Annotated in this window: 7 protein-coding genes and 1 pseudogene; 5 read left to right on the forward strand and 3 right to left on the reverse strand. The window is 62.2% G+C overall.

Going from position 1 to position 12,315, the window contains the following annotated elements:
- Positions 1-189: 189 nt before the first annotated feature.
- Positions 190-675 (reverse strand): FKBP-type peptidyl-prolyl cis-trans isomerase, encoded by a 486-nt coding sequence (locus tag ACNFCJ_RS23325; protein WP_099526124.1) that lies wholly within the window; start codon positions 673-675, stop codon positions 190-192.
- Between the two features lie 11 nt (positions 676-686).
- Here ACNFCJ_RS23325 and ACNFCJ_RS23330 point away from each other — a divergent pair, with 11 nt between their 5' ends.
- From ACNFCJ_RS23330 to ACNFCJ_RS23345, 4 genes are all read left to right on the forward strand, one after another.
- A complete protein-coding gene (locus ACNFCJ_RS23330; RefSeq protein ID WP_125835154.1) occupies positions 687-971 on the forward strand; it encodes a DUF3565 domain-containing protein in 285 nt (94 codons plus the stop codon).
- Complete coding sequence (locus tag ACNFCJ_RS23335) at positions 972-2,156, forward strand: acetate kinase (RefSeq protein WP_416773803.1); 1,185 nt, start codon at positions 972-974, stop codon at positions 2,154-2,156.
- A gap of 9 nt (positions 2,157-2,165) precedes the next feature.
- On the forward strand, positions 2,166-4,259 hold the full coding sequence (gene pta, locus ACNFCJ_RS23340) for a phosphate acetyltransferase (protein WP_416773804.1): 2,094 nt from the start codon (positions 2,166-2,168) through the stop codon (positions 4,257-4,259).
- 235 nt (positions 4,260-4,494) lie between these two features.
- Positions 4,495-5,391: an acyltransferase gene (locus ACNFCJ_RS23345; protein ID WP_416773805.1), complete on the forward strand. Its 897-nt coding sequence runs from the start codon at positions 4,495-4,497 to the stop codon at positions 5,389-5,391.
- Between the two features lie 70 nt (positions 5,392-5,461).
- Here the strand turns inward: ACNFCJ_RS23345 and ACNFCJ_RS23350 are convergent, their stop codons facing one another.
- Positions 5,462-7,606, reverse strand: a complete 2,145-nt coding sequence (locus ACNFCJ_RS23350; RefSeq protein ID WP_416773807.1) for a putative bifunctional diguanylate cyclase/phosphodiesterase — start codon at positions 7,604-7,606, stop codon at positions 5,462-5,464.
- Positions 7,607-7,651: 45 nt separating this feature from the next.
- The gene (locus ACNFCJ_RS23355) at positions 7,652-11,368 is read right to left on the reverse strand and encodes a response regulator (RefSeq protein WP_416773806.1); all 3,717 of its coding nucleotides are present in this window, start codon (positions 11,366-11,368) and stop codon (positions 7,652-7,654) included.
- 365 nt (positions 11,369-11,733) lie between these two features.
- On the opposite strand from ACNFCJ_RS23355, the pseudogene ACNFCJ_RS23360 reads away from it, so the two are divergent.
- Positions 11,734-12,315 (forward strand): annotated as a pseudogene (locus ACNFCJ_RS23360) (transposase); the annotation flags it as partial.

Raw genomic sequence — 12,315 nt, forward strand, 5'->3', positions numbered from 1 at the left:
CCAAGGCGCGGGAAAGTCGCATAAAAAATCCGATGCTCAAAACAAGCATCGGATTTTCGTTTCAGCGCGCAGAAGGTCAAGCTGTAGCGCTTAACTGACTGGCATTAGCCCTGAGGCGCCTTTATCGCAAGCTTGAGCTTAGCAGCGGTTGCTCCACTCGGAACGACCGCAAGTCGCCTGACAGGCAACTTAGTGGTGGTGACCACCTTCGCCATGGATGTGACCGTGGGCCACTTCTTCTTCGCTGGCGTCACGCACGGCCACGACCTTGACCTTGAAGTTCAGGCGCTGGCCGGCCAGCGGGTGGTTGCCGTCGACAGTCACGTCGTCGCCGTCGATATCGCGGATGGTAACGATCTGCATGCTGCCGTCCGGGCCCGAAGCGTGGAACTGCATGCCCACTTCCAAGGTGTCGACGCCTTCGAACATGGCGCGGCTCAGGGTCGCGACCAGCTCGGCGCTGTATTCACCGTAGGCTTCTTCCGGCTCGACGGAAACGTCCAGCTCATCGCCAACCTGCTTGCCAACCAGGGCCTTCTCGAGACCGGCGATGATATTGCCAGCACCATGCAGATAGACCAGCGGCGCGCCGCCAGTGGAGCTGTCGATCACCTCACCGGCATCGTTGGTCAGGGTATAGTCGATGGAGACGGCCTTGTTGGCGGCGATCAGCATGGGGAGACCTTTTGCGAAAGATAAATGAACGGGCAAGTTTAACCAACGCCAGCCTGGATTGCGACCCGAGCCCGGACAAACGGGCCGTACGGATCGTTGATTTTCGTCAGGACGAGCACGGTGACTGGGTGGCAGTCTTATCCTGTGGCCATACTCAGCATGTACGCCACCGACCACCCTGGCAGAATCGGCCCTGGGTACTCGATCCCGAGCAGCGCCAAGTCAGGCAGGGAAGCCTCTTCCCCTGTGGCTGGTGCGCCATGGATCGGTCGCACGATGAATCCAAGGAAGCTTAAATGTCTGCACGCAACATTCTGGTGATCAACTGCGGCAGCTCGTCGATCAAGTTCGCCTTGGTCAACGAAGCGCAGGAAACCTTCATGCTCAGCGGCCTGGCCGAGCGTCTTGGCAGCCCCGAAGCGGTGCTGCACTGGCAACAAGGCGAACAAAAGGACAGCCTGGTTCTGTCGGGCGCCGACCACCGCCTGGCCCTGTCTCATCTTCTACCCGTGGTACAGCAGGCCGCAGCCGGTGAGCTGCACGGTATCGGCCACCGTGTGGTACACGGCGGCGAGCACTTCTCCGGCGCCTCTCGCCTGGACGCTGCCAGCCTGCAGGCCATCCGCCAGGTCGCGCCGCTGGCTCCGCTGCACAATCCGGCCAACCTGCAAGGCATCGAAGCGGCGATGAAGCTGTTTCCCAACCTGGTGCAGGTGGCGGTGTTCGACACCGCCTTCCACCAGAGCCTGCCCGAGCACGCCTATCGCTATGCCGTACCGCACGCGCTCTACGCTGAGCATGGCGTACGCCGCTATGGCTTCCACGGCACCAGCCACCGTTACGTCAGCCGCAAGGCGGCGCAGATGAGCGGCCTGGCATTCGACGCTAGCAGTTGGCTGGTGGCCCATCTGGGCAATGGCAGCTCCACCTGCGCCGTGGAGAATGGCCACAGCCGCGACACCAGCATGGGCCTGACGCCGCTGGAAGGCCTGGTGATGGGCACACGTAGCGGCGATGTCGACCCCAACCTGCACGGGCACCTGGCACGTACCCTGGGCTGGAGCCTGGAGCAGATCGACAGCATGCTCAACAAGGACAGCGGCCTGCTCGGTCTATCCGGCCTGTCCAATGACATGCGCACGCTGGAGCAGGCCCGCGAACAGGGGCACGTCGGCGCGACCCTGGCCATCGAGGTGTTCTGCTACCGCCTGGCCAAATCGCTGGCCTCGATGAGCTGCGCGCTGCGCCGTCTCGACGGTCTGATCTTCACCGGCGGTATCGGCGAGAACTCCGCGCTGATCCGCAGCAAGACCCTGGACCATCTCGGCCTGCTCGGGCTGCGGCTGGACGCCCAGGCCAACGCCCGCTGCGTGCGCGGCGTCGCCGGCGCCATTCACGCGGATGGTCATCCGCGCGTGCTGGTTGTACCGACCAACGAAGAGCGGCAGATCGCCCTCGACACTCTTGCCCTGCTCGACTGAGGCTATTTCATGCATACCTTCTTCATCGCCCCCACCGGTTTCGGTGTCGGCCTTACCTCCATCAGCCTCGGCCTGGTCGGTGCGCTAGAGCGCAGCGGCCTCAAGGTTGGCTTCTTCAAGCCCATCGCCCAACCGCATGCTGGCGACCTCGGCCCGGAGCGCTCCAGTGAGCTGATCGCCCGCACCCATGGCCTGAATTCGCCCAAGCCGCTGCCGCTCAGCCATGTCGAACGCATGCTCGGCGACGGCCAGCTGGACGAACTACTGGAAGAGATCATCAGCCTCTACCAGCAGGCGGCAGTCGACAAGGACGTGGTCATCGTCGAAGGCATGGTGCCAACGCGCCACGCCAGCTACGCCGCCCGGGTCAACCTGCACCTGGCCAAGAGCCTGGATGCCGACGTGATTCTGGTCAGCGCCCCGGAAGACGAGAACCTCACCGAGCTGTCCGATCGCATCGAGATCCAGGCCCAGCAGTTCGGCGGGCCGAAGGACCCCAAAGTACTCGGCGTGATCCTCAACAAGGTGCGCAGCGACAACGGCATCGCAGCCTTCACCGAACGTATGCAGGAGCTTTCTCCCCTGCTCAAGACCGAGAGTTTCCGCCTGCTCGGCTGTATTCCCTGGCAGGACGAACTGAACGCGCCGCGCACCAAGGACATCGCCGAGTTGCTCGGCGCACGCATCCTCAACGCTGGCGACTATGAGCAGCGACGCATGCTGAAGATCGTGCTCTGCGCACGTGCTGTCGCCAACAGCGTGCAACTGCTCAAGCCCGGCACCCTGGTGGTGACGCCGGGTGATCGCGACGACATCATCCTCTCCGCCAGCCTGGCTGCGATGAATGGCGTACCGCTGGCGGGCCTGTTGCTGTGCAGTGATTTCGCCCCCGACCCACGCATCATGGAGCTGTGCCAGGGCGCCCTGGCCAGCGGCCTGCCGGTGATGACGGTGAGCACCGGCTCCTACGACACCGCCACCAATCTCAACCGCCTGAACAAGGAAATTCCTCTGGATGACCGCGAGCGCGCGGAGAAGGTCTCCAACTTCATCGCAGGGCATATCGACCACGACTGGTTGAGCGCCCGCTGCGGCACCCCGCGCGAGCTGCGCCTGTCGCCCCCGGCCTTCCGCTACCAGCTCGTGCAACGAGCCAAGGCTGCAGCCAAGCGCATCGTCCTGCCCGAAGGCAGCGAACCGCGTACCGTGCAGGCCGCCGCCATCTGCCAGGCTCGCGGCATCGCCCGCTGCGTACTGCTGGCCAAGCCGGAAGACGTGCACGCCGTGGCCCGTGCGCAAGGCATCGAACTGCCGGAAGACCTGGAAATTCTCGACCCGGACCTGATACGCGGTCGCTACATCGAGCCGATGGTCGAGCTGCGCAAGGGCAAGGGCCTCAATGCGCCAATGGCAGAAGCGCAGCTGGAAGATACCGTGGTACTCGGCACCATGATGCTGGCCCTGGACGAGGTCGACGGCCTGGTCTCCGGCGCCATCCACACCACCGCTAACACCATTCGCCCGGCCCTGCAGCTGATCAAGACCGCACCAGGCTACAACCTGGTGTCCTCGGTGTTCTTCATGCTGCTGCCGGACCAGGTGCTGGTCTATGGCGACTGCGCGGTGAACCCGGACCCGAACGCCGAGCAACTGGCGGAGATCGCCCTGCAGAGCGCCAACTCGGCGCAGGCTTTTGGCATCCCGCCGCGCGTGGCCATGCTCAGCTACTCCACCGGTGATTCCGGCAGCGGCGAAGAAGTTGAGAAAGTGCGCGTCGCCACCCGCCTGGCCCGCGAAAAGCGCCCGGACCTGCTGCTCGACGGCCCGTTGCAGTACGACGCAGCGGCCATCGAGAGCGTCGGCCGGCAGAAAGCGCCGAACAGCCCGGTGGCCGGCCGCGCCACGGTGTTCGTGTTCCCCGACCTGAACACCGGCAATACCACCTACAAGGCCGTGCAGCGCAGCGCCGACTGCATCAGCGTCGGCCCGATGCTGCAGGGCCTGCGCAAGCCGGTGAACGACCTGTCGCGTGGTGCACTGGTCGACGACATCGTCTACACCATCGCGCTGACGGCCATTCAGGCGGCGGATCTACCAAGCTAGAGAGGCAACAGGATGCGCCGTGCGCACCGGCCGGAGCAGCCGGTGCGCACCAAGCGACCAAAACCTGATGGTCATCACTGGCACTTGCAGGTCAGTGCACAACCGTTACCCTTGGCGCCGAACCAGCTCGCTGCACGGAACGCCGCAGCTCTTTCGACTGATACGGGGCGCAGAGAAAGCCCCTTTCTCAGGCTGCCCGCAGGGCGTGCAGCCTGCTTACGGAGGCGTTTGCCCGATGCTGCACTTTCTTCCCGCGCCGCTGCGTGGCCTGATCGCGAGCCTGCTGTTGGCTCTCAACACCCTGTTCTGGTGCTGGCCGCTTTTCTTCGTCGCTCTGCTCAAACTGCTCCTGCCATTCGCGCCGATCCAACGCGCACTGCGCTTCGTCATGCACGGGATCGCCGAAAGCTGGATCGGCGTCAACAAATTCTGGATGCGCCTGGTTGGCCATATCGAATGGAATGTCCAGGGCCTGGAGCGCTTCGATACTCGTCACTCCTACCTGGTCACCAGCAACCACCAGAGCTGGGCGGATATCCTGGTGCTGCAGTACCTGCTCAACCGACGTATGCCGCTGCTGAAGTTCTTCCTCAAACAGGAGCTGATCTGGGTGCCGGTGATCGGCCTGTGCTGGTGGGCGCTGGAGTTTCCCTTCATGAAGCGCTTCAGCAAGGAATACCTGGCCAAGTATCCGGAGAAGCGCGGCCAGGACCTGGCCACCACGCGCAAGGCCTGCGCGCGTTACAAGACCAACCCCGTGGCGGTGTTCAACTTCCTCGAGGGCACCCGCCTGACCCCGGCCAAGCATGCGCAGCAGCAGTCGCCTTTCAAGCACCTGCTCAAACCCAAGGCTGGCGGCATCGCCTTCGTGCTTGATGCCATGGGTGAACAGCTGCACGCCATCGTCAACGTCACCATCCACTATCCGCATGGCGTCCCTGGCTTCTGGGACTTGCTCTGTGGGCGCCTGGATTCCGTGCAGGTGACTTTCAGACAGGTCGATATTCCGCGCGAGTTCATCGGCCGTAACTACGATCAGGATGACGACTACCGCCGGGCCTTCCAGCAATGGGTCAATCGTCTATGGGAAGAGAAGGACGCGGAGCTCGCCAACCTGCACCGTTCGGCGTAATCCAGACCTTCGGGGGCACCGTGCGTACCGCCCCGAATCCGCACCCCACGGGTATGCGTCGCTGTACCGATCAGGGGGACGACAGGGGCAACTTGCTCCAATCCAGCAGCGCCGGCACCTGCATCGCGCTGCTGGGCGGCACGCCTGGCGCCACCAGGAAACCCTGCATGATGCTGCAGTGGTGTTGCGTCAACCACTCACGCTGCGCCTGGGTTTCGACGCCTTCGGCGATGACCTCCAGACCTAGGTGATGGCCGAGATCGATGATGGTACTGACCACCGCCGCATCACGGGGTGAGTCGAGCATGTTGGAAATGAACAGACGGTCGATCTTCAGCGTATCGAGTTCGAAGTGACGCAGGTACGCCAATGATGAATAGCCGGTGCCGAAATCATCGATGGCAATCTTCACCCCCAGCTCGCGCAGATGACGTAACTGCGCCTGCGTCAGCTCCAGATCCTGCATCAGCGCGCTCTCGGTAACTTCCACCTCCAGTTGGCTGGGCTTCAGACCGTGAGCGTCGAGTACACGCTGTAGATCGGTCACCAGTTGCGGCATGCCGAACTGCACCGGGCTGACGTTGAGGCTGAGCACCATGTCCTCACCGAACTGTTGCTTGAACACGGCCAATTGCCTGGCGCCCTCACGGAAGATCCATTCGCCGAGACGGTTGATCAGGCGGGTTTCTTCGAGCAGCGGAATGAACGCGTTCGGCGCCACGGTACCGGCGACACGATGCTGCCAGCGTAGCAAGGCTTCAAAGCCGCGCAGACGTCCGCTATCCAGATGGAACTGCGGCTGATAAACCAGCACGAAGTCATCGTTCTCGATGGCGTGACGCAGACTTTCTTCGAGCATCAGCCGCGAACGCGCACGCCCGTTCATCTCCTGTGAGAAGAAGCGGTATTGCTGGCGGCCGGCGCGCTTGGCTTCATACATCGCCATGTCGGCGGAACGCAGCAGGCCCTCCACGCTCTGCCCGCATTCAGGAAAACAGGCGATGCCAACGCTGGCGCCGAGGGTGAAGTCCACACCATCGAGGGTGTGGCGCACCGAGACCAGTTCGATCAGCTTCTCAGCGACCTTGGCGGCATCCTCGGGGTGCCCGAGGTTGTCCAGCAGCGCGGTGAATTCGTCACCACCGATGCGCGCCAGGCTGTCATAGGGACGCAAGCAGGCCTTTAGCTGCTCTCCGACACGGCGCAGCAACTGATCGCCGACATCATGGCCGAGCGAGTCATTGATGCGTTTGAAACCGTCCAGGTCCAGGTACAGCACCGCGACGCGCTGACCGCTGCGCTCGATACGCGCCAACGCCGACTCCAGTGCCTGATGAAAGCCGCGACGATTGAGCAGGCCGGTCAGCGCGTCAGTGACCGCCTGTGACTCCAGTTGCGCGTGCAGATTACGCACCACCGACATATCCAGCGCGATCAGCACCATCGCACGTTGCGGCCGCGGCAGTGGTGAGCAGGACAGCGCCACAGGCAGGCAACCGCCCTTGAACGTGCGCAACATCGCTTCGTGCACGCGATAGGTCGCCTCGCGCTTGAAGTGCAGGTAGAACTCGGACTGCTGCCAGCCGCCTTCGCTGGCTGGATTCTTGAGAAACGACAGCAGATCGACGCCCTCAAGATCACCTACCTCGCCATCGAGCATCTGCGCCATCGCGGGGTTGGCGAACTGAATGCGACCATCCTCGCCGACCACCAGAATACCCTCGGCGGCATTGGCCAGCACCGAGGCGTTGAATGCCCTGGCGCGCTCAAGCTGCTGGGAAAGCGTCTGCAATTCACAGCGATTATGCTCGTGCTCCAGCAGGCTCTGAATCTTGTGGCGCAACACACTGGGGTCGAAGGGCTTGAGCATGAAGTCCACGGCACCGGTGCTATAACCACGCAATACGGCATCGTGGGTCTGCGCGATGGCGGATACGAAGATGATTGGCGTCAATCGCGTACGCGGGTTGCCACGCATCAGGCGGGCGACTTCAAAGCCGTCCATACCCGGCATCTGCACGTCGAGCAGCACCAGCCCGACATCTTCTTCGAGCAGACAGCGCAGGGCCTCTTCACCAGAGCTGGCGCAACGCAGCAGCCACTCGCCATCCTCGAGCAGCGCCTGCATGGCCTCGAGGTTCTCCATACGGTCATCCACCACCAGCAGAACCTGCTTGGCGGGTACAGCGGCGTTCTTACTCTGCGCCCGGGCCATCATCACTCCCCTGTCCATCTGCCCTTGCACCATTTACTCCTGCCATCAGGTTAGCCCATCGCGAGGCGAAGGTATGGTCGGCATACCCAGCCAGCGCTCCAGCAATGCCAGCAGCTCATCGCGTTTGATCGGCTTGGCCATGTAGTCATCCGCGCCTGCGGTGATGCACTTCTCTCGGTCACCCTTCATGGCATGAGCGGTAAGCGCGATGATCGGGATGACGCATCCATGCTCCTGCTTGAGCAGGCGCGTGGCGGTATAGCCGTCCATGTTGGGCATGGCCATATCCATGAGGATCAAGTCGAACGGGTCACGCTGGTATGTGGCAATGGCCTCGATGCCGTCCTTGGCGGAACTGACGCGCAGTCCCACTTCATCCAGCAACGCCGTCAGCGCGTAAACGTTACGCACATCGTCATCCACCAGCAGGATAAGTTTTCCCTGCAACGGATTGAGCCGTGCCTGGGCCGGTTGCGGCGCACGCACGTCACCGAGGAAGCCCTGTACCGCCTGGCATAGCGCATCGGTGTCATCACCATGCTTGCGCACCACCACGGCGCTGTAGCGGCGCAGGCGCTGCAGGGTCTGTTGCGTGACGTCCACACCGGTATTGATCACCACGCGCGTGCCCTGCAACGGGCACACCTGGTTGAGGCTGTCGAGCAGAGCGAAACCATCCTGATCCGGCAGGTCGAGATCGATCACCAGCGCGCAGAACTGCCCCTGCGCATAAGCCTCGCGCGCCTGCTCGCCATCGGCGCAGGCGACGACGTGGAAGCCCAGCTCCGTCAGTTGCTCGCGGTAGTGCTCGCGCTCTACCTCGACATCCTCCACCAACAGCAATGCCTGCTCGTGTTGTTCACCGTGCTGCAACTCGATGAACACCTGCTCAAGTTCATCACGGCCGATGGGTTTGACCAGATAGCGAGTGCCATCATCGTTCCAACCCACCGGTTGCGGTACACAGGAAATGATGTGCACCGGCGTATGCCGATGGTTCGGCTGGGCGCGCAGACGACGGAACAGCTGCCAGCCACTCAGATCAGGCAGCAGGATGTCGAGGATCACCGCGTTGAACGACTCCTGCTGCAACAGCCCCAATGCCTGCAGACCAGTACGGCAGTGCACGCTGGAAAACCCATGGGAGTGAGCCTCCTCGGCAATCACCGCAGCAAAATTGGCATCGTCCTCGACGATCAGCAGCGGCGGGCCGTCACCTGCACGCTGCGGCCCCTCGAGCGGCGCTTCGACACTGAGCGGTCCGGCCTGCACCGGCAACCTGACGGTGAAGGTAGACCCCTGCCCCGGCGCACTTTGCAGGCTGATATCGCCATCCAGAGCCAGCACCAGCTGACGGGTGATGGCCAACCCCAGCCCAGTGCCGCCGAAACGCCGACTGGTGGAGCCGTCGATCTGTTGAAAGGCTTGGAACACCTGTTCATGTTGCGCAGGGTCGATACCGATACCGGTGTCACGCACGCTGAAACTCAGCAACTCGCGCTCATCATCTTGGCGCCCCTGGCTACCGACAGTCAGGTTGACCTCCCCCTGGTCGGTGAATTTCAGCGCGTTGGACAGCAGGTTGCGCAGTATCTGATGCAGGCGCACGCGGTCGGTGTGAATGACGCGTGGTACCCCGGCCTCCAGCTGGGTGTGCAGACGCAAGCCCTTGAGCTCGGCCATCGGCCGCAGGCTGGCATCGAGTTCCACCAGCACGTCCTGCATGTTGATCGGCTCAAGCTTGAGCTGCATGCGCCCCGACTCAACCTTGGCCAGGTCGAGTACATCGTTGATCAGTTGCAGCAGATCGCTGCCAGCGCGGTGCACGATATCGGCATGTTTGCTCTGCTTCTCGGTCAGATTTCCCGCCAGGTTCTGCCGCAGCTGGTCACTGAGAATGAGGATACTGTTGAGCGGCGTGCGCAGCTCATGGGACATGTTGGCGAGAAACTCGGACTTGTAGCGGTTGGCCAACAGCAGTTGCTCGGCCTGCTCACGCAGTTTCTGCTCGGCAGCCTTGCGCTCGCTGATGTCGATGATCACCGCCTGCACCAGGTTCTCGTCGCCACTGCGAATGGGTGACAAACCAACCTCCAGAGGAATCATGCGGCCCTCACGATGCTGACCGAACAGTTCACGATTGCTGCCCATGCGGCGCTGCTCGGGCATCGCCTGATAGCCCCGCCGCATTGCTACATGGCTGCCACGCTGCGCGTCGGGCAGCAACATTTCCACCGGTTCGCCGAGCAGCACCTGACGCTCGTAGCCGAACAGCAGCTCGGTCTGTCGATTGACCATGGCAATGCGTCCCAGGCCATCGACCAGCACGATGGCATTGGGCGAGGCCTCGACCACCAACCGGAAGCGCTCCTCGGCCACCTTGCGCGCACGCAGGTCCACCAGGTTGATAAGGTAGCTGCTGCCTTCGTGCAGCGGATTTAGGCTGATGCTGACCGGAATCGACTCGCCGCGCAGCGTCCGCACCATGCGCTCGTCACTCTCGGCCAACTGTGCCTGCAAGTCTTTCGGTGACTCGATATTGGGCAGGACGCGCAACACGGTCTCACCCGGTAAGGCATTGAGCGGGCAATCGAACAGCTCGGCGGCGCTGCGATTGGCCATTTCGATGCGCCCCCTGTCATCACAGAGCAGAGTCGCCACCGGCAGCCGTTCGACCAACAGACGAAAGCGCTCTTCGCGCTCGCGCAGGGCCACGGCAGCCCGCTCACTGATCTGCAGTTTGCGCTCGCGCTGATGGAGAAAACCGCCGACCAGAATTGACAGAAGCAGTGTCGCCGCCAAACCAGCCCAGAGTCCGAGCGTACCGGTACGATCGACCAGACCGCGCTCGTACTCGGGTGTGCCGATGACCTCCAAGTCCCAGATACGGCCGTACAGCGGCAACTCCATGTGCTTCTGAAAACGCGGCTTCCAGCCGTTAGCATGGGGTTCGCCGCCCAGCAACTGAGCATCCGATGCCTGCAGATCCCTCAGCAGAATGTCGAAACGCCGTGCCTGACCACCCAGGATGCCCTCGATCAAATCGTGGCTACGAAACGCGCCATGCACTGTTCCCAGCAGCGCAGCGCGACGCTGCTCCACCGTATTGAGTGGCACGCCAGGACGAAAGACCGGAAGAAACAGCAGCACACCCTGCTGCACGTTGACATCGATTTCCTGGCGTAACACCACCGGCCCACTCAGGCTGGCATCACCGCTCTCAAGGCTGCGCTCGATGGCCTGAAGGCGGATCGCCTCGCTGAGCATGTCGAAACCAAGTACGCGCCGGTTACGCCAATCCAGAGGACTGACGTAATCGATGGGCAAGTAGTACTCGCGCTCCCCCTCGGGAAACACCTGATAGTCGAGGCGCTCATCCGCTTTCAGCTCGGCTCGAAAATCGTCCAACTGCGCGTGGCTCAGGTAGCGCGACCAGGCGACGGCCTGTATTCCCGGATAACGATCCTGCAATTGCAGCTGATCCAGTGCCCGCTCCCACTCAATGGGAGAAACCCGGTCACTCCCGTTCATCAGCCCCGAAACGCCACGCAGGACCATTTCATAAGCCTGCATGCGCGCCATCACTCGCTGACCAATATCCTGCGCCTCAAGCGCAAAGCGATGCTGACTATCTTCCCGCTCACGTTCCTGCAGGGTATTCCACTGCCAATAAATCAACCCACCCAGCCCGATAAACAGGCCAAGTGCAGCCAGCAGCGGTGTCCAGGGCCTTGGCGGCCGCTCGACAGCTCTGTCGTCCATTCGCGCTCCTTCGGTCATCCAGAACCAACGCGCACGGGGCATCCGCGCGCGGACATCACAGAACCACAGCAAGCATTCTAGTCAGGTTTTGAATGAGTGGCCTTTAGCCACAAGAGACAAGACGAGCGGTCACGAAGACTGTCGGAAACACCCTCTAGCACCTAGCCGAAAGACGTCAGCAGCGGTGCTTGTCAAACGACATAAAAAAGCCTCCCAAAGCAGACTGTGTGAAAACCTAGCAGCCTGAGAGCAAGCTGAAGACAATGCCTCCATCAGTCGATGGGGGCATTGTCGTTTATGGGCTACATCCTAGGCGAAGGTCGTCAGCAAAGCAGCCTGTTTCCTCCCACATTGGAGGAGCTGGTAAGGACAACAGCGCTGCTTTTCAGGCGACCTGCCGCACCTTCATCCAGTTCTGTCGCCAGGTGAGGCTGATCAGCGGGCAACTCGTGGCCATCGATGGCAGCAAGTTTCAGGCGGTAGCGTCGCAACGCAAGCATCTGAGCCTGACGAAGCTCAAGCGTCAACAAGCCAAGCTGGAGGCGCAGATCGCCCGTTATCTGGCCGAACTGGACGAGGCTGACCGCAGTGAGGCCGCTGAAGTGGTTGATCGCAGTGCGGTCAAGGCTGCGCTGCAGCAGCTGGAGAGCCGACATGCCGATAACCTGACAGCCCAGGCGTTGATGGAGGTACAGGGGCTGGAGCAGTTCGTCGTGGGTGAGAGCGAGGCGCGCATGATGCGTACCCACTAGGGGGCTCGCGTGGCTTATAACGTGCAAAGCGCGGTAGATGGCGAGCATGGGCTGATCCTGCATCATGCTGTCACTCAGGGCGGCAGCGATAACCAACAACTGGAACCTATGGCCAAGGCTGCCCAGGCGATCCTGGCGCAGGAAGAGCTGACGGTTACAGCCGATGCGGGCTACTCCAATGGTGAGCAGTTTCAG

The sequence above is a fragment of the Pseudomonas sp. NY15364 genome (assembly GCF_048068235.1).
Lineage (GTDB): Bacteria > Pseudomonadota > Gammaproteobacteria > Pseudomonadales > Pseudomonadaceae > Aquipseudomonas > Aquipseudomonas mendocina_D.

Bases quoted from the DNA above. Each gene is read 5' to 3' on its own strand.
- ACNFCJ_RS23325 (WP_099526124.1), bottom strand. From the start codon at position 675: ATGCTGATCGCCGCCAACAAGGCCGTCTCCATCGACTATACCCTGACC.
- ACNFCJ_RS23335 (WP_416773803.1), top strand. From the start codon at position 972: ATGTCTGCACGCAACATTCTGGTGATCAACTGCGGCAGCTCGTCGATC.
- pta (WP_416773804.1), top strand. From the start codon at position 2,166: ATGCATACCTTCTTCATCGCCCCCACCGGTTTCGGTGTCGGCCTTACC.
- ACNFCJ_RS23345 (WP_416773805.1), top strand. From the start codon at position 4,495: ATGCTGCACTTTCTTCCCGCGCCGCTGCGTGGCCTGATCGCGAGCCTG.
- ACNFCJ_RS23350 (WP_416773807.1), bottom strand. From the start codon at position 7,606: ATGGCCCGGGCGCAGAGTAAGAACGCCGCTGTACCCGCCAAGCAGGTT.
- ACNFCJ_RS23355 (WP_416773806.1), bottom strand. From the start codon at position 11,368: ATGGACGACAGAGCTGTCGAGCGGCCGCCAAGGCCCTGGACACCGCTG.